The 18,040-nt window shown below is 62.3% G+C and carries 14 protein-coding genes, 1 tRNA gene and 5 pseudogenes; 12 read left to right on the top strand and 8 right to left on the bottom strand.

Annotated elements, in window-relative coordinates:
- Window positions 1-42: 42 nt before the first annotated feature.
- The 3 genes and pseudogenes from BMX99_RS03155 to BMX99_RS03145 form a co-directional block, all read right to left on the bottom strand.
- On the bottom strand, window positions 43-1,398 hold the full coding sequence (locus tag BMX99_RS03155) for a PepSY-associated TM helix domain-containing protein (RefSeq protein ID WP_093447109.1): 1,356 nt from the start codon (window positions 1,396-1,398) through the stop codon (window positions 43-45).
- A gap of 181 nt (window positions 1,399-1,579) precedes the next feature.
- Complete coding sequence (locus BMX99_RS03150) at window positions 1,580-1,948, bottom strand: DUF2946 family protein (RefSeq protein ID WP_093447107.1); 369 nt, start codon at window positions 1,946-1,948, stop codon at window positions 1,580-1,582.
- A gap of 600 nt (window positions 1,949-2,548) precedes the next feature.
- A pseudogene (locus tag BMX99_RS03145) lies at window positions 2,549-3,600 on the bottom strand (IS3 family transposase).
- A 22-nt stretch (window positions 3,601-3,622) separates the two neighbouring features.
- Between BMX99_RS03145 and BMX99_RS03140 the strand changes: the two are divergent.
- Window positions 3,623-4,816: pseudogene (locus BMX99_RS03140) on the top strand (IS3 family transposase).
- On the opposite strand, the pseudogene BMX99_RS03135 reads toward BMX99_RS03140, so the two are convergent.
- Window positions 4,784-5,349 (bottom strand): annotated as a pseudogene (locus tag BMX99_RS03135) (transposase); the annotation flags it as partial. The pseudogenes BMX99_RS03140 and BMX99_RS03135 overlap by 33 nt on opposite strands.
- 258 nt (window positions 5,350-5,607) lie before the next feature.
- Between BMX99_RS03135 and BMX99_RS03130 the strand changes: the two are divergent.
- Together BMX99_RS03130 and BMX99_RS03125 are read left to right on the top strand one after the other, a co-directional pair.
- A complete protein-coding gene (locus tag BMX99_RS03130; protein WP_093447105.1) occupies window positions 5,608-6,144 on the top strand; it encodes a GNAT family N-acetyltransferase in 537 nt (178 codons plus the stop codon).
- A gap of 937 nt (window positions 6,145-7,081) precedes the next feature.
- Window positions 7,082-7,542: pseudogene (locus tag BMX99_RS03125) on the top strand (transposase); the annotation flags it as partial.
- 271 nt (window positions 7,543-7,813) lie between these two features.
- Here the strand turns inward: BMX99_RS03125 and BMX99_RS20075 are convergent.
- The 3 genes and pseudogenes from BMX99_RS20075 to BMX99_RS03115 form a co-directional block, all read right to left on the bottom strand.
- Window positions 7,814-8,011, bottom strand: a pseudogene (locus BMX99_RS20075) (phage integrase central domain-containing protein); the annotation flags it as partial.
- A gap of 15 nt (window positions 8,012-8,026) precedes the next feature.
- Entirely contained in the window at window positions 8,027-8,371 is a 345-nt protein-coding gene (locus BMX99_RS19845; protein WP_244525598.1) for an Arm DNA-binding domain-containing protein, read from the bottom strand.
- 148 nt (window positions 8,372-8,519) lie between these two features.
- Window positions 8,520-8,609: transfer RNA gene (locus BMX99_RS03115), tRNA-Ser, on the bottom strand.
- A gap of 150 nt (window positions 8,610-8,759) precedes the next feature.
- On the opposite strand from BMX99_RS03115, the gene BMX99_RS03110 reads away from it, so the two are divergent.
- The 9 genes from BMX99_RS03110 (at window position 8,760) to BMX99_RS03070 (ending at window position 17,570) form a co-directional block, all read left to right on the top strand.
- Window positions 8,760-9,659 carry a VPLPA-CTERM sorting domain-containing protein gene (locus BMX99_RS03110; protein ID WP_093447103.1) on the top strand — a complete coding sequence of 300 codons (900 nt, stop codon included), beginning with the start codon at window positions 8,760-8,762 and terminating at the stop codon, window positions 9,657-9,659.
- A gap of 184 nt (window positions 9,660-9,843) precedes the next feature.
- Entirely contained in the window at window positions 9,844-10,935 is a 1,092-nt protein-coding gene (locus BMX99_RS03105) for an SPOR domain-containing protein (protein WP_244525599.1), read from the top strand.
- 121 nt (window positions 10,936-11,056) lie between these two features.
- Window positions 11,057-12,259 carry a D-alanyl-D-alanine carboxypeptidase family protein gene (locus BMX99_RS03100; protein WP_409371766.1) on the top strand — a complete coding sequence of 401 codons (1,203 nt, stop codon included), beginning with the start codon at window positions 11,057-11,059 and terminating at the stop codon, window positions 12,257-12,259.
- Entirely contained in the window at window positions 12,256-12,930 is a 675-nt protein-coding gene (tmk, locus tag BMX99_RS03095) for a dTMP kinase (protein ID WP_093447101.1), read from the top strand. The genes BMX99_RS03100 and tmk overlap by 4 nt, the downstream gene beginning before the upstream one ends.
- Complete coding sequence (locus BMX99_RS03090) at window positions 12,927-14,090, top strand: DNA polymerase III subunit delta' (protein ID WP_093447099.1); 1,164 nt, start codon at window positions 12,927-12,929, stop codon at window positions 14,088-14,090. The genes tmk and BMX99_RS03090 overlap by 4 nt, the downstream gene beginning before the upstream one ends.
- Window positions 14,091-14,124: 34 nt before the next feature.
- On the top strand, window positions 14,125-14,937 hold the full coding sequence (locus BMX99_RS03085; RefSeq protein WP_093447097.1) for a TatD family hydrolase: 813 nt from the start codon (window positions 14,125-14,127) through the stop codon (window positions 14,935-14,937).
- Complete coding sequence (locus BMX99_RS03080) at window positions 14,937-15,737, top strand: MBL fold metallo-hydrolase (protein ID WP_093447095.1); 801 nt, start codon at window positions 14,937-14,939, stop codon at window positions 15,735-15,737. The genes BMX99_RS03085 and BMX99_RS03080 overlap by 1 nt, the downstream gene beginning before the upstream one ends.
- Before the next feature lie 7 nt (window positions 15,738-15,744).
- Window positions 15,745-16,680, top strand: coding sequence for an AEC family transporter (locus BMX99_RS03075; RefSeq protein WP_093447092.1), 936 nt, complete (start codon window positions 15,745-15,747; stop codon window positions 16,678-16,680).
- 86 nt (window positions 16,681-16,766) lie between these two features.
- The gene (locus BMX99_RS03070; protein ID WP_093447089.1) at window positions 16,767-17,570 is read left to right on the top strand and encodes an enoyl-CoA hydratase-related protein; all 804 of its coding nucleotides are present in this window, start codon (window positions 16,767-16,769) and stop codon (window positions 17,568-17,570) included.
- Between the two features lie 188 nt (window positions 17,571-17,758).
- On the opposite strand, the gene BMX99_RS03065 is transcribed toward BMX99_RS03070, so the two are convergent.
- A complete protein-coding gene (locus BMX99_RS03065) occupies window positions 17,759-18,034 on the bottom strand; it encodes a phasin family protein (protein ID WP_093447086.1) in 276 nt (91 codons plus the stop codon).
- Window positions 18,035-18,040 lie beyond the last annotated feature (6 nt).

Genomic DNA, 18,040 nt, shown 5'->3' with positions numbered 1-18,040 from the left:
CATGATATGGACCGCCCCGCGATGGCGGGACGGTCCGGGCCGCTAGGCCGCGCGCAACTTGGCACGCGACAGCAGGTGCACGCCTCCCTCGATAACGGCAAGGACGATCAGCGTCAGCCCGACCAGCGGGAAGAAGACACCGGCCACAATCGCCATGACCAACAGGGTGCGCGGAATGCGCCAGTCCGCCGGGATCTGCGGCACGCCAAGCGCACCAGAGGGCCGCCGTTTCCACCACATCACACCACCCGCAACGCACATGACCACCATGGCAACGCAGGACAGCAACAGGATCAGCTGGTTCGCCAGCCCAAAGGCCTGCCCCATGTGGATCGAGACACCCCATTCGGCCGCCCAGCCAAGCGCCCCGAGGTCCGCAAGCGTGGCGTCATAAAGGACCTCACCGGTGTATTGATCCAGGTGGATGACCCTCTCTTGCGTGATGTCGTCCGGATAGACCGATGCGGTAAAGACGCCCGTGTCCCCGGACGGCATGTTCAGCGCATAGCCCGGCGCGATCCCGAGCGTTTCGACCGTGGCGACCACCTGATCGATCCCGGCCGGCACGCCGTTGGCCGCCGCCGATTGGGGCATCGCCTGTTTCTCCATGATCCAGGGCGTGCGATCCAGCGCCTCGCCCGCTGGCACGGTCGAGGACGGATAGGCCGACCAATAGCCATCCGGCATGCCCAGACCCAGGGCATAGGCGCTGTCGTAGAAATACCCGCCCCAGACCTTCGACCAGGGCAGCCCGGTCATGGCGAGGAAGACGATGAACCCGGCGGTATAAATTCCAGTCACAGCATGCAGGTCCCGCCACCAGGGTCGCCCCTTCTTGGCCTTGATCGTCGCGGTGCCGACCTTCTTGCCGCGCGGCCACCACAGGTAGACGCCGGAGGCAGTCAACAGCACCATCCAGCCCGCGACGGCCTCGATCACCCGGTTGCCGAACCAGCCGACGTATTCAAGCGAATGCAGCTTGCGCACGACATGCATCGCCGGGCTGCCCGAGGCCCCGGCATCCCAAAGCGTACCAAGCACCTCTCCGGTCGCGGGGTTCATGAAGACCGAGTTCTTCAACCCGTCCTCGCCCAGGATCTTCACCTCGGCCGTGCGGTCCGGTGCCGGGGCGGGATGATAGGCTTTCAGCGTGCCGGGATGGGCGGCCAGCGCATTGGCGGTGATCTGCGACGCGGGTTGTGCCGGGCCGTCAGTGGGCGCGACGACCCGCAGGTCGCGATAGGCTGCGTTGTTGATCTCGTCCTTGAACAGGTAGATCCCGCCCGTCACGGCAAGGATAATCACGAAGGGCAGGACCAGCAGCCCCGCGATGAAATGCCAGCGCCAGACGGCGCGGTACAGCGCGGACGAGGCCGCGCGAGTGGTGGTGTCGGTCATCTGCGTGCCCCCGCTGTGGCGAAGGACCCGGTCAGCGCAACACGCGCCCCGGAAAAGGTGTTGGAAGTCATTGGTATCTCCATCGGATCGCGCAAGCCGAGCGGTCAGGCTGTCCTGCCTGCTGCCTGCGCTGAACTGCGGCATCTGCCGCGACTGGTCGGAAGGCCCGTCAGGGCCGCGATCAGATGAAGACCGGAGGGGCCCGTGGCGACCGCGCATGATCGCGCGCCTGCGCCCGGCGATGCAGGTCCCGCGCCTGTTGCCAGCCACTGAAGGGCATCAGGACCAAGGCAATTGTGACCGGGGTCGGCAGGGGCGTTTCGGACAGAAGGTGGCAATAGGGGCAACGATGCTCATGCTCATCATGGGACTGATCGGCATGCGCATGATCGCTGCAGATGTCGTCCAGGGTCATGCCCAGCATGGCAAGCGTCGCCTTCGTCGCATCGGTGCGATCGGGGGCCATCATGGCGGCGGACACAGCGCTGCCAATCGTGAGGATGATCACGGTCGTCCAAAGCAGAAATTGGCGATGCAGCAGGCGGCTCATGGGGTTGGACTACACTGTCACCGAGACCGGAGGCCAGCGGGATTTTCCTTGCGGCCGGTGCCGATTGCCGCCCTAGGATCTCGGTGCACAGCTGTGCTGTGCCCGAAACGCAGGCACGGGACAGTCTGGCAGTCGCCCGATCAAATGAGAGGAAAGGTGGCAGGGTGCTGCCGGATGCGCACCCAGGTCGACCCGCCCAGCCGGAACAGTCCGAACCAGCGCTGCAAGGTCCTAGCCGACCGCCCCCAGCTTTGCCCCAGGCGTCGAAGACGGACAAAACTGACCGACCTCATAGCCCTGAAGGTGAGATGGCGGACGGCTCAGTCATCTACACTCAACCAGCAAAAATTTGATTTAAAGTTATTTTTTACGTATGAAAATCAAACATACCACATAAAAAACCACACACGACACTAGACCAAATTACAGCGTCAAAAGCTCTGAGTTGGGTCGGTCGCTGACTGAGCTATTAAGATATTCTCTTCATACGGTCGCGACCTTGGTGCGGGCGCTGACTATTGCATGATGCCACCGCACTGCTCCCCAACTCTTGATCGCCGGAAGCTGGAATTTACCAGCTCTCTCACAATGACGGGCCGGTTACGCCATCGTGATAATGCATGGGGCGATCGGGCCGTTGTATCCGATCGCACTGCGACGTCGGTCTTCGTTGTAGCGTCTACGCCAATCTTCCAGCTTTTCGCAGGCGGCGGCAAGGCTCATAAGCCAGTGCGCGTTCAGGCACTCCGAGCACAGCTTCCTGTTGAAGCCAGAGGTGGTCCCGTTGTCTGTGGGCTTGCCGGGCCGTGAGAAGTCCAGCGTGACGTTGTCGGCATAGGCCCAGAGCTCCAGGTCGCGCGATATGAACTCGCTGCCGTTGTCCACACGAATGGTTTTCGGGTAGCCGATCTTCGCGCAGACTTTCTCCAACGTCTGCACGAAATCCTCGCGTCGGTAGGCGAAGTGGGGATCGGCCGCCGGAAAGAGCCGGCAATGGGTGTCCACTACCGTCAAGATGCGGAGCCTCTTACCCATGGCGAGCTGATTTTACACGAAATCCATGGCTCAGAAATCGTTCGGCTTGACCGCTTCCTGACGGTCCTCCCGCAGTTTGGACTTCACCCGGCGCTTCGGTTGCCTGTTCCGGAGTTGAAGGCCCAACTCATTGTCAACCCTACGGGCCTTCTTCATGTTGATCATCCATCCTTCCCGTCGCAGCAGGACATGCACACGGCGATAACCATACGGCACAAACGTCTCGCAGATCTCCCTGATCCACCTTTCGAAGGCAGCCTGGTGCGTCCGCCGGGATATGCAGTGGGTGCTGGGCGTGTCGAATCTGATGGCCCCAAAAGCCATCCTTATCGACAAGCCCCACTCGACGCACATCCCGGTCACGATCTCTCGCAGACATCCAGGCATCAGAGCTTTCGCCGGATCACGTCCTGCAACATCTCCCGGTCCAGCGTCAGATCCGCCACGATCATCTCCAGCCGCGTGTTCTCGTCCGGCAACAGCCCGCCATACTTTTTCTTCCAATTGAAGTAGATCGTCTGGCTAATGCCCACTTTACGGCAAATCTCCGCGACGGGCGCGCCCTGCTTACCTTGGAGTAGCCCCCTGAAAGTGGTCCACCAACTGGGATAGGATATCCCTCAAAATGGAGGATCAGCGATGGCTGGGAAGCGAGAGAAGCCTGAAGAGATAGTATCGAAGCTTCGGCAGGTTGAAGTTCTGCAAGGACAAGGCGCGACGATTTCCGAGGCAGTGCGCCAGATAGGCGTGACGCAGCAAACGCTTTACCTTTGGCGGAAGCTCTACGGCGGGATGCAGCGGTCACAACTCGCGCGACTGAAGGAACTGGAAAAAGAGAACCAGCGGCTGCGTCGAGCGGTGTCTGATCTGACCTTGGACAAGCTCATTCTGAGTGAAGCAGCGAAGGGAAACTTCTAAGCCCTTCACGTCGCCGCAAGTGCATCGACCATGTGCAGCAGGAGCTTGGCATATCGGAACGCCGCGCCTGCCGCGCGTTCGGGCAACACCGGTCTACGCAGCGCAATGTGCCCCAGGGCCGTGCAGATGAAGATCGTCTGACCGACGACATCATCGAACTGGCCGACAAATACGGCCGCTATGGCTATCGAATGATTGCCGGCCTGCTGAACAATGCAGGCTGGCACGTGAACCACAAGCGGGTCGAGCGCATCTGGCGACGTGAAGGGCTGAAGGCCCCACAAGAGCAGAAGAAAAAGGGGCGGCTCTGGCTGAACGATGGCTCCTGCGTGCGCCTGCGACCTAAGCGGCCGAACCACGTCTGGCCCTATGACTTCGTCCAGGACCGCACCATCGACGGTCGTGCCTACCGCACACTCAACATCATAGACGAGTACATCAAGGAGGCGCTGATGATCCGTGTCGATCGCAAACTTAACTCAACTAGATGTGCTGGATGCACTGACCGACCTGTTCATCTTGCGCGGCCCGCCGGAACACATAAGGTCCGACAACGGCCCGGAATTCATCGCTCACAAAGCGCGGGACTGGATCGCAGCCGTTGGAGCCAAGACGGCCTATATCGAGCCAGGATCACCTTGGGAAAACGGATATTGTGAAAGCTTCAACGCCCGGTTCCACGATGAGTTGCTCAATGGAGAGATGTTCTACACTTTGCGCGAAGCGCAAATCCTGATCGAGCAATGGCGCATCCACTACAACACGGTCAGGGCACACAACTCTCTGGGCTACCGCCCGCCAGGCGACAGAGCATCGTTCCAATGGACCACCGGCCCACGATGCACTAACAATCAAACCGGACCACCCGATGGGGGCACGCCACGCGCGCTTCCGGCCACGTCGTCGCTTCACTGACGGTCCCCCTTCCCGGTAAATCCGGTGAAGTTTCTTGTGGTTCATGATCAGGCCCTTGCGTTCCAGCAGGACGCCAATCCGGCGATAGCCGAACCGACGTCGCTTGCCGGCGATCTCCTGCATTTCCTTGCGGATCTCAGCACAGTCCGGCCGTCGTTCTCGCCGAACTGCCTTAGGATCGACACCAGCCAACTTGCAGGCTCTGCGCTGCGAGATGTCATGATCCCGCATCACCTGGAGCGCCGCGTCTCGCCGCTTAGTCAATGTCGTCAGCTCTTTCCCAGCAAGTCTTTCAGCACGACGTTGCCGCGCATGGTATCGGCCAGCAGGCGTTTGAGCTTGGCGTTCTCGTTTTCGAGCGCCTTCAGCCTGGCCGCCTCAGACACTTCCATCCCGCCATACTTGGCCTTCAGCGTATAAAATGTCGCCGTGCCCAGACCGTGCCTGCGGCACACCTCCGCAGTCGGTATGCCGGCCTCTTGCTCTTTGATCATCCCGATAATCTGTGCCTGGGTGAAACGGCTCTTTCGCATGTGTCTGCTCCTTCAGAGTTGGCGCAGACTTTACATCACGGTGAGGGATTTCGTGCGGGAGGGGGGGGCAGGTCAGAGGGCATAGCCAATAATCATACTGCATTATGCCAAAAATATTTTCCAAAAGTCCAAGCGTTTTGTCATAGTTTTTGGAACACCTAAGCTGTTGACCGCTCACGCTCAGATTGCACGTAACAAAAACCACCGTCTACGGAAAACAAAGGTTAACCGTTTTGATATACGTCTATTGGGACATGAATGCTTAAGATTTTACAGCCGACACAACAGGGTGAGAGCGTCGCCGCTAAGAACGCCAATACAGAACTATCTTTTCGACTAGCCTCGACCGATTCTGATTTTCCAGCTATCGTGCGACTTGCTCGAAAGGCACACAAAGAAAGCAGGTTTGGCTACATTCCGTTCAACGCTGATAAGGTTCTTAAGATCGCAAGAGCCGCGTTCAAAGATCAAAAGCACCATGCGGTCATGATAGCAGAAAGGCACGGTCAGGCGGTTGGCTTCGTCTACTGTTCTGTTGGCGAATATCATATCGGATCGGATGTTCTCCTGACCACCATCCACAACATGAATGTCTCCCGCACCATCAGGTCATCCCTGTCTGGCGGCAAAATTGCTCTTGGTCTGTTTCGGGGTGTCAAAACCTGGTCAAAGGCCAGGGGCGTAAAAGAAATCCTGTTCCATGTCACGTCCGATGTGAACCTCGCTCAAACCCATAAACTGGCCAAGCGCATCGGATATAAGTTCGTCGGAGGAAGTTATGTTGAGACGGCATAAAAAAATCCCCACTGTGGCGGCAATCATTGCCATACTCCCTCTCGCTCACACTGCGAAAGCAGAGGACTATATATGTATATTTCAAAAAATTTGCTACGGTGGTTCTAGTTGCGAAAGCGCAAAACCTCTTGAAATAACAATAAATAAAATAGACGAAAACCGACACGTGGCCACCCTTCGAAACAGCAGTGCATTTCCGGTAATAAGAATGAAGGAAAAGATGCCCAAATTCACTTCAGGGACTGAGGCATATATCACTCAACTAAAGAACAGCACTGTTCACCTCATTACAATATTTGAGAACGGCGAAGCTCGATTTTCCGCTCATTCGTACTTGAGTAGCTCGACAAGTAACGCGAGCAAGGGGCATTGCATGGCACATTCGCCAGCACAGCAAGTAAAATGATGAATGATTTCTGGATAATATCAGCCGCATGTTCCGTCTTCGGGATGGCCAACGCTTTGACAGCTGAAACCACTGGCAGCGGTTTCAGCTGTTCTTTTCCAACAAGATGTTATGAAGAATCCGAATGTCAAAACGATGCGAATTTTCGCATTCTGATAGACGAACAGGACGGGAAAAGGCCTCAAATAACTCTACCAGAAAGTTCAATTCCGGCAATTAGACAACTGGATATAGATAACCCAGATACCATAAATACGGTATCGTATGTTTCAGATATTTTCCTGAACACACTACACCTAATCACAATTCATGAAGATGGATCTGCTAGGATGTCTAGCCACTCATTTTCAGACGCCGCCTTCACAATTGAGAGCGCAGGCTTCTGCGTGCCAAAATAACTCGAAATGTTGCAAAAAAGATATCCTTATGGGAGGTAAAAACGGGAGCTATGTCGCAACCGTTGATGGTGTCGATTTGAATAGCCCCGTGTATCGTGGACGCCTTCTTTGCTAATTTTGAGGCAAGGAGGCCATGGTGAGCAGCACCAAGTTCAGCGACGATTTCAAGAGAGACGCCGTCGCGCAGATCACGGAGCGGGGCTACCCGGTCAGGGAGGTGGCCGAGCGTCTGGGCGTGAGCCAATACTCGCTCTACTCCTGGAAGAAGAAGTTCGCGAAGGCGTCATCTGGTGACGCCGAGAAAGAGGCTGAGATCCGTCGGCTCAAGCGTGAGCTCCTGAGAGTGACGGAGGAGCGGGATATCTTAAAAAAGGCGACCGCGTATTTCGCCAGGGATGCAAAGTGAGATACGCGTTCGTGGCCGAGCATCGCGGGCAGTTCTCTATCAGGGCCATGTGCCGTTGCCTGCGCATACAGCCGAGCGGGTTCTATGCCTGGCTGAAGGCACCGCTGAGCAGGCGAGCCCAAGAAGACAAGCGGCAGACCGAGATGCTGAAGGAGGCGTGGGTGGACAGCGGCAAGGTCTACGGCCATCCATTGCCCGGCAGGCGCATGCAAAGCATGCTGCCGAGATCCAGATGCGATCATCGAAATGAAGCTCTGTCCATCGCAGCCCCAGAACTTCGCCGGTTCGGGACCCCGACAGGCACGTCATCATCAGGGCCTTCGCCGACATCGCCTTTTTTGTTGCAAGTTCGGCAAAGAAAACCGAGACATCCTGCCACTTCATTGCAACGTGATGCTTCGGCTTCGCCTTCACCTTGCGCAGAACCTGGGCATCGCGTATCGCAGAGACGGGGTTTTCACCTGAACGAAACCCTTTGGATTTGGCCACATCCAATACGATCTTTATGCGCTGCGCCAATCGTCGGGCCGTCTCGTGTTTTTCGGTCCAGATTGGCGACAGACACATCAACACTTCGGGTTGCCCGATACTGTCCACCGGCATCTGGTCAATCTTCGGGAAGGAATAGTCCCGAAGCGTATTGATCCACTGCGTCCCGTGCTTGGCGTTATTCTAGGTCGGCAAGCGATCGATATGCACCTGCTGGGCCACTTCTTCGAAAGTTGGCGCTTCCCGTTTGCCGTTGTACCTTGGGTTCAGGCCCCGTCGTGCCATGCGCCTGTATTCAAGAGCACGTTCTCTGGCCTGAGGCAGCGTGACAAGATCCGCGCTCCCTAAGCCGAAGTCAGTACGCAGAGGCCCGCCTTTGCGGTTTCTCTGTCCCTTGACCACGACCCGCACGATCCATCGCCTTGCGCCGGAAGGATCCACCACCAGGTAGAGGCCATTGCCATCGCCATGACGGCCAGCCTGAAGATTCTCCACCAGCTTCTTCGTCAGCTTTCCGGAAAGAGCCAATATTTATACCACATTTCATACCACCCAATGAAACAAAATGGCGGCAAACGAAGGAAATCCAAGATACGCCAAATAGAACGCCAACCCCATGAGTTATAGGGAAAAACCAAAAACAAGCATTGAAGTCGTACTCAGCATAAAGGTGAGATGGCGGAGGCTCAGGGATTCGAACCCTGGGGACGCTTCCACGCCCGTCGGTTTTCAAGACCGGTGCATTCGACCACTCTGCCAAACCTCCGCGTCGGGGTGGTCTAGCGGGTGATCCGCGATTCTGGAAGACGGGAATGCAGGGCTTTCAATGCGACAAGAATCCCCTTGTCGCATCGGAAAAGCCTTTGCTAGGGTCCCGACCATTACTCGAACACAACCAATTTCAGGGACGCCCTTTATGAAACACATCCTGTTTTCCGGCCTGATCGGCCTTGCCTGCCTTGCCGGCACCACGTCTCAGGCCGCATCGGTTCAATCCTATGCCCAGGCGTCTGCCGGCGGCTGCGGCAGCACGTCCACTCACACCGACCCCTGGAGCAATTCCGGCGGTGCCGTTGCGGCCGCGAAGGCGACTGGCACCTCTGGCTGCGACATGTCCTCCAACGCCGGGGTCGGCGCCGGCCACGTGGGTATCACCGTCAGCGGCGGGGCCAATGCGGGCATGGACCACGGAAGCTCGACCGGCCAGGCGGTGGCGCGGGCGCAATATACCTTCAACCTGGCCACCCCGCCGGGGGCCAATGGCCCGGTCGGGATGAAGGTGAACGCGCTGGCCCATGGCGTGGTCGAAGCGCGGCAGTTCATCGCCAGCTATACCGCGACCGCCACCGCATCGCTCGAGGCGATCCTGACCGTGTCCTACTTCGACTGGAACCTGAAAAGAGAGCGGTCGACCGACATGTCCGCCAAGGCCGAGGCCTTTGCCACATCGAACAGCCTGACGCGCAATGCCGTCGACAGTCAGGGCCTGGATGCCGCACTGACCAGCGGCTGGCTGACCATCGACCCGACCAAAGAGGTGAAGGTGCAGCTGCATTTCCGCGGCGGCGCAAGCTACACGGCGCATGAGACCGCCAGCGGCCTGGCGGCTGCACTGGGCGGCAATACGCTTAGCTTTGCACCCACGGCCTTCGAATTTGACGCCACGGGCTATTCGGTGACGGACGCCAACGCCAGCATCGTCAACAACCAGTGGATCGATCCCCGCCAGTCCGCGCCTGCGGTGCCGCTGCCGGCCCCCGCGCTGCTGCTGATCGGCGGGCTTGGGGCCCTGGGCGCGCTGCGCCGCCGGGGCTAAGCCGGGACGACACCACGATTGAAACGGCCCCCATGCGGGGCCGTTCACGTTCTGGTGGGATTTTTCGCCGACCCGTCCGGCCGGACTTTTCAGACGCCCGCGCTTTGGCTAGAGTGCCCGAAAACAAAGGGCAGGCCGATCACATCGGCCGCGCGGGGACCCGCGCGCGGGAAAGGGGCGAAGAATGGCACTCGGGATGACAGACACCGGCCGGCCAGGGCTGAGGCTTTTGGCGGGCGTCAGCCTGCTTGTTCTGGCCACGGCCTGCACCGAAACCGGTGGCGGCGGGGCGCTTTTCACCTCGAACGGGGCGGACACGGCGGGTACGGGCGGATCGACCCGGCTGGTGGAACGCGACGTCGAGGCCCCCGAGGTCTTCGAGGCCTCCGAGGCCGGTCTCTGGGATGGCCGCCCCTCGCTTGGTGGGGTCTGGGTGGCACATCCGGACGTCAGCGAACCGGAACGGGCGCTGATCCGCAACACCGCGAACAACAAATTCGTCATTGGCGCGCTGTTCAAACCCTCGCTCGACCGGGCCGGGCCGCGCTTCCAGGTCTCGTCCGATGCGGCCGAGGCACTTGGCATGTTGGCGGGCCAGCCGGTGAACATCCAGGTCACTGCGCTGCGCCGCGAAGAGGTGCCGACAGCCCCTGCGACGGTCGAACCCACCCCTGCCCCGCAATCCTCTGCACCCGAACCCGCCGTGACCGAACCTGCCTCGACCGACGTGGCCTCGTCCATGCCTGCCCCGGCCGAGGTCGAGACCGCGACGCTGGACACAAGCGCCGCCAGCGAGACCGCCATGTCAGAGGCGGGCGAGCCCGCCGCCAAGAAGAAACGCCGCTGGTTCTGGAAGAAGAAGGATACCGCGGCCGAGACCGCCGTTGACGCAGGCAGCGACATCGCCACCGGGTCGATTGCGCCGGCGGATGTGCAGACCGCCACGCTGGATGCCGCTCCGGCCGCGCAGGCTCAGGCTCAGGCTCAATCGCAGGCGACCCCGGTCAAACCCGCCGCCCGTCCGGCCAAACCGGCCTCGGCCCTGGCGAAACCCTACCTGCAGATCGGCATCTTCAGTGTCGAACAGAACGCCCAGAACACCGCCGTCGCCATGCGTCAGGCGGGGATGATCCCCAATGTGCTTGAGCAATCGTCGCAGGGGAAAACCTTCTGGCGGGTCACTGTCGGCCCCGCCACCACGACCGATGAACGCGCCGCCCTGCTGAAAAAGGTCAAGGCGGCCGGATTTACTGATGCTTACGCGGTGACCAACTGATGGGGGCAGCCCCGCCAGGCGCCTGTCAGGCGCGCCGCCTGAAGGAGGAAGAATGACCCGTTCCATTCGCCGCCCCCAAGGATCCCTGCGCGCGCTGAAAGCCCGCGCCACGAACCGGCTGATGGCCCCGCTGATGCTGGGCCTTGCCATCGGGCTTGCCGCCCTGGCGCAGCCTGCGCGCGCCTTCGACACCCAGGCCCGCGCGGCCTATGTCTATGACGTGACCACGCGCACCGTGCTGCTGGCCAAGAACGCCGACACGCCGCTGCCGCCGGCCTCGATGTCCAAGCTGATGACGCTTTACATCGCCTTCGAGGCGCTTCGCGACGGGCGGCTGCGCTTGGACGAAAAACTGCCGGTGTCGTCGCATGCCATGTCCTATGGCGGCTCGACAATGTTCCTGGACACCACCGACCGCGTCACGGTCGAGGATCTGCTGCAGGGCATCATCGTGCTGTCGGGCAACGACGCCTGCGCCGTCATCGCCGAGGCGCTGTCGCCCGACGGGACCGAGGCCGGGTTTGCCGTCTACATGACGCAGCGCGCCCAGGCCCTGGGGATGACCAATTCGACCTTCGCCAATTCCAACGGCTGGCCGGCGGCGGGGCATCGCATGTCGATGCGCGATCTGGGCCTTCTGGCCACCCGCCTGATCGAGGATTTCCCGAATTTCTACCCGATGTTCTCGCAGAAGACCTTCAACTTCGACGGCCGCGCCGCGTCGAACAACACCAACCGCAACCCTCTTCTGGGTCTGGGGATCGGGGCTGACGGGCTGAAGACCGGCCACACCGAAGAGGCGGGCTATGGCCTGGTCGGATCCGCACGCCAGGGCGATCGCCGCGTGGTCTTTGTTCTGTCGGGCCTGGGCAGCACCGCCGCCCGCGCCCAGGAATCCGAGGCGGTGGTGAATTGGGCCTTTCGCCAGTTCACCCAGAAGACGCTTCTGAAAGCCGGTGAGACGATCTCCAAGGCCGAGGTCTTCATGGGCCAGGTGCCGACCGTGACCCTGACCCCGCAGGAGGATCTGAACACGCTGGTCCCCACCCTCGCCGGGGCCGAGATCAAGGCCGAGGTGGTCTATACCGGCCCGCTGACCGCGCCCGTCAAAAAGGGCGACCGCGTGGCGGAACTGATCCTGACCCCCGAGGGCCTGCCCGAAACGCGGGTGCCGCTGGTCGCCGGTGAAACCGTCGCCAAGGGTGGCTTCATGACCACCATGGCCACCGCGCTGGATCACCTGCTGACCGAGATCGGCGGCGGCAAGCCCGACGCCTCCGACGCCGAGACGACCGAGCCCGCCAGCGAAGAGGCCGCCTCATGAGCAGCGGTGCCGCCGCTGGCACCCCCCGCCCTGCTTTGAAACGCGGGCTGTTCCTAAGCTTCGAGGGCATCGACGGCTCGGGCAAGTCGACCCAGGCCCGGATGCTGGCTGAAACCCTGCGCGCCCAGGGGCGCGAGGTGGTGCTGACGCGCGAACCCGGCGGCTCCCCTGGGGCCGAGGAGATCCGCGCGCTGGTGCTGCAGGGCGATCCCGACCGCTGGTCGGCGCGCACCGAAATCCTTCTGTTCACCGCCGCGCGCCGCGACCACCTGGAACGCACGATCCAGCCCGCGCTGGATCGCGGGGCCGTGGTGATCTGCGACCGCTTTGCCGACAGCACCCGGATGTATCAGGGCCTGTCGCGCGGCAACCTGCGCGCGATGGTGGACAAGCTGCACCGGCTGATGATCGGGATCGAGCCTGACATCACCCTGCTGATCGACATGGACCCCGAGGTCGGGCTGGCCCGCGCCAAGGGCCGCCAGGGCACCGAGGAACGGTTCGAGGATTTCGGCGCGGACCTGCAGCGCAAGATGCGCGCGGGCTTCCTGAACCTGGCGGATGAATACGCCGACCGTTTCCGCGTGATCGACGGTGCGCGCAGCCCCGATCAGGTCGCGGCGGATGTGCTGGACGTCGCGCGCGAGGTCATGGCAGAAGACCCTGCATGAGCAGCGCCGAAGACCGTCCCGAACCCGATCGCATCGAAGGTGCGCCCCACCCCCGCGAAACCCCGCATCTGCTGGGCCAGGACGCGGCCGAGGCGGCGTTTCTGACCGCCTATACCTCGGGGCGGCTGCACCACGGCTGGCTGATCACCGGACCGCGCGGCGTCGGGAAGGCGACGATGGCCTGGCGGATCGCCCGGTTCCTGATCGCCACCCCAATGGACGAGGGCGACGGGCTGTTCGGGGCCCCTCCGCCGCCTGAAACGCTGGACATCGCGCCCGACCATCCGGTCGCGCGACGGGTGCAGGCCGGGGCAGAGCCCGGGCTGTTCCTGCTGCGCCGGGGCGGCATGGGCACCTCGGACAAGGATCGCGAAAAGAACGCCGCCGACGGAAAGTTTTCCAAGGTAATCCGCGTCGACGAGACGCGCCAGATGAAGGGGTTCTTCAGCCTCAGTTCCGCCGATGGCGGGCGGCGCGTGGTCATCATCGACAGCGCGGACGACCTGAACGAAAGCGCCGCCAATGCGATCCTCAAGCTGCTGGAAGAACCGCCCGCGCGTACCGTTCTTCTGCTGATCTCGCATCAGCCGTCGCGGCTGTTGCCGACGATCCGGTCGCGCTGCCGCGAATTGCGCTTGACGCCAATGGCCCCTGCCCTGATCACCGACGCCCTGGCCCAGGCCGAGATCGAGGTGCCGGGCGATCCCGCCGCCCTGGCCGAGCTTGCCGGCGGGTCCGTCGGCGAAGCGGTGCGCATGGTGACGCTGGACGGGCTGAAGATCTATGCCGGGTTGGTCGGCCTTCTGGCCACGATGCCGCGCTTTGATGCCGCGCGTGCGCAGGCGCTGGCGGATCTGGCCGCCGGGCGCGGCGGCGAAGAGACCCGCGCGCTGATCTATCACCTGATCGACTTTGCCCTGGCCCGCTTGGCCCGCACCGGGGCCATCGGCCAGCCCCCCGCGCAAGAGGCCGCGCCGGGCGAGGCCGAGATGCTGATGCGCCTGTCACCCTCGCCCGCAGTGGGGCGCGCCTGGGCCACCGGCGCAGAAGAGATCGGCGCCCGGCTGCGCCACGGCGAGGCGGTCAACCTTGACCCTGCCGCGCTGATCCTTGATACCGTCTTCAAGCTTCAAACCATTGCCGGCGGTCAGGCAGCCTGATCGGTCCGGGATATCCCCAAACCTTCGGGCCTTCATGACCTCTGACATTCAGATCACCGACAGCCATTGCCACCTGGATTTCCCCGATTTCGACGAAGAGCGTGAGGCCGTCATCGCCCGCGCGATCGAGGCCGGCGTGACCCGCATGGTGTCGATCTGCACCAAGCTTTCGGGGCTGGACAAGGTCCGCGCCATTTCCGAGGCGCATCCTCAGGTCTTCCACACCTTCGGCGTGCACCCGATGTCGGCGGCGGATCACCCCGCCGTCACGGTCGAGCAACTGGTGGAAATCGCGCGCCATCCCAAGATGGTCGGCATCGGGGAAACCGGGCTGGATTACCATTACACCGCCGACAGCGCACAGGTGCAGAAGGACTCGCTTCGGATCCATTGTCAGGCGGCGGCGGAAACCGGTCTGCCGCTGATCATCCACGCCCGCGCGGCGGATGACGACATGGCCCGCATTCTGGCCGAAGAACACGGCAATGCCGCCTTCAGCTGCGTGATGCACTGCTTCTCGTCTTCCGCAGAACTGGCGCGGGCCGCACTGGATCTGGGCTTCTACCTGTCGATGTCGGGCATCGCCGCCTTCCCCAAAAGCCAGGAGCTGCGCGACATCTTCGCCGCCGCACCGCTAGACCGGATCCTGGTGGAAACCGACAGCCCCTATCTGGCCCCGCCCCCGCACCGCGGCAAGCGCAACGAACCGGCCTATACGATGCACACCGCGAAGGTCGGCGCTGAAACCTTCGGCCTGTCGCTGGAAGACTTCGCAGCCGCGACCCAGGCCAATTTCGACCGACTGTTCTGGAAGGCCGTGGACTGGCAGAAGGCGCAGGCCGCCTGATGGGAGAGCTGAGGTTCACCATCCTGGGCTGCGGATCCTCGGGCGGCGTGCCGCGCCTTGGCGGGCATTGGGGCGATTGCGATCCCGCGAACCCGCGCAACCAGCGGCGGCGCTGTTCGCTGCTGGTCGAACAGGAACAGGACGGCGGCACCACCCGCGTGCTGATCGACACCGGGCCCGACATGCGGTCGCAGCTTCTGGATGCCGGCGTCGGTGAACTTGACGCCGTGGTCTATACCCATTCCCACGCCGATCACGTGCATGGGCTGGATGACCTGCGGATGATCGTCTTCAACATGCGCGCCCGCCTGCCCGTCTGGGCCGATGGCGACACCCAGGCCGCGCTGCTGGACCGGTTTGCCTATGCCTTCGTCCAGCCCGAGGGCTCGCCCTATCCGCCGATCCTAAAGATGAAGACTATTGATGACGGCCCCTTTGTCATCGACGGCGCGGGCGGGTCGATCACCTTCACGCCCTTCTCGGTCAACCACGGGTCGATCGACGCGCTTGGCTTCCGGGTGCGGGACCTGGCCTATCTGCCGGACGTGGCCAAGATGACCGACGCCGCCTGGGAGGCCGTGACGGACCTGGATTGCTGGGTGCTGGACACGCTGCGCCGCGATCCCCATCCGACGCATTCGCATTTCGAACAATCGCTGGCCTGGATCGACCGCGCCGCGCCCAGGCGCGCCGTGCTGACCAACATGCATATCGATCTGGATTACGCGACGGTCGAGGCCGAGACCCCCGACCACATCACGCCCGCCTTCGACGGGATGCAGATCACCTACCCGATCTGAGGCCCCCATGGTTGCACTGATCACCGTCATCCTGCCCGTCTTCCTCCTGATCGGCGCAGGCTATATCGCGTCGCGCTTCGCGGGCTTTCCCCAGTCGGGCATCGACGGGCTGATGAAATTCACCCAAAGCTATGCCTTCCCCTGCCTGCTGTTCCGCGCGGTGGCGACCATCGACCTGGGCGCGGAATTCCATCTGCCGCTGCTGGGCAGCTATTACGCGGCTGCCTTCATCTGTTCCCTTCTGGGCTTCTCGGCCGCGCGGTTCATCTTCCGCCGCGACATCGAAGACAGCATCGTGATCGGCTTCTGCTGCCTGTTCTCGAACACGCTGATGCTGGGCCTTCCGATCACCGAACGCGCCTTTGGCGAAGACGCGCTGGCGGCGAACTTTGCCATCATCGCGATCCATGCGCCGTTCTGCTACACGCTCGGCATCGCCTCGATGGAGGCGGCGCGGGGCCGTGGCACGGGGCTGAACTTCTTCGGGATCCTGGCCAAGATCGCCCGCCAGATGGGGCGCAACCCGCTGGTGATCGCGCTGTTCCTGGGGTTTGTCGTGAACCTGGGTCATATCCTTGTGCCGGTTCCGGTGATGGCCGGGATCAACATGATGGTCGCGGCGTCGATACCGGCCGCGCTGTTTGCTGTCGGGGGCGTGCTGACCCAGTACAAGATCGAAGGCGACCTGCGCGTCGTGCTGGTGATCTGCGTCATCACCCTGCTGGTGCATCCGGCGCTGGTCTGGGTCTTCGGCACCGGTGCGGGGCTGGACCGGGATCAGTTCCGCTCGGCCCTGATCACGGCCGCCGTGGCCCCGGGGATCAACACCTATGTCTTCGCCTCGATCTACGACCGGGCGAAACGGGTCGCGGCCTCGTCCGTTCTGATGACCACGGCGCTGTCGCTGGTCACCGTCTGGATGTGGCTGACACTGCTGCCGTGACGTAGCGGAGTTTGCGGTTTTCCGGCGCGCGGCTGGACAGGCCTTCCAACCTGCGGAATAGTCTTCCGCAAACAGGGAGGACAACAATGACCGAAGCAACCCAGGATCTTCTGACCGAACGCCGCGACGGCATCCTGATCATCACCATGAACCGGCCCGAACGGCGCAACGCCATGAGCCGCCCGATGATCCATGCGCTGCACGAAACGCTAGAGGCCGCCGCCAAGGACGACAGCGTGCGCGCCGTGGTGCTGACCGGTGCGGGCGGGGCCTTCTGCGCCGGCGGGGACGTCAAGCTAATGAACGAAGGCGTCGGCCGCGACACGTCGTTCTATGCGCAGCGCAAGAACCTGCGCGACCGGATGGAATGTTCGCGCCTGCTGCACGAGATGCCCAAGCCGACCATCGCCGCCATCGAAGGCGCCGCCGCCGGGGCGGGCCTTGCGCTGGCACTGGCCTGCGATTTCCGCGTCTCCAGCGACACCGCCAAGCTGACCACCGCCTTCGTCAAGGTCGCGCTGTCGGGGGATTTCGGCGGCACCTATTTCCTGACCCAGATCCTGGGCACGGCCAAGGCCAAGGAACTGTACATGCTGTCGCCGGTTCTGTCGGGCAAAGAGGCAGAGCGCCTGGGCCTTGTCACCCTTGCCGTGGAACCCGGCCAGGCCCTGGACGAGGCGCTGTCGCTGATCACGCCGCTAGCTGAGGGCGCGCCGCTGGCCCTGGGCCGGATGAAGGCCAACCTCAACCTCGCCGCCGGGGGCGGGTCGCTGGTCGAGGTGATGGATCTTGAGGCCGACAACCACCAGTGCTCGACCGAGACGGCGGACCACCAGGAAGCCGCCGCCGCCTTCGTGGAAAAGCGCAAACCGGTGTTCCGCGGGGCCTGAGACCAGTATGGCCCGTTTAGCCGGTGGCCCTGTCGTAGCCTGTCGCAGCGACCTGACACAGCGATCTGGCGCTCGCCGCGACGCGGGCAACCGGCCCGACGACCGCAGCAAGGCACAGGTCACCGGCAGGCGCGCGTGGCGCGCCCGACCCCGTAAAGGCGGGCAAGCCCCCCGCCCCTTGCGGTGGCTCAGATGTTGGGCACCCCGGCCTCGCGGGCATAGGACACCATGCGGCCGGCTTCCTCGTGATAGTCGTCCAGCACGCCCTGCCAGAACTGCATCTGCAGATGCGGCAGATCCTGCGGCTTGGCGGTGATCAGGGATTTCTGAAACTCCAGGTCCTTTTCGAACCGCTTCGCGGCAAAGGCCATCAGGTCCGTCGTGCCGCGCATCCAGGCCTCATAGACCTTCAGCGCGGGGTTCATCCCGGCCAACTGGGCCAGGAAGGTGTCCTCTTTTGCCATTTCTTT

It is taken from the genome of Pseudooceanicola nitratireducens, from assembly GCF_900109195.1.
Lineage (GTDB): Bacteria > Pseudomonadota > Alphaproteobacteria > Rhodobacterales > Rhodobacteraceae > Pseudooceanicola > Pseudooceanicola nitratireducens.
This window is presented reverse-complemented; position numbering and strand designations above follow the sequence as displayed.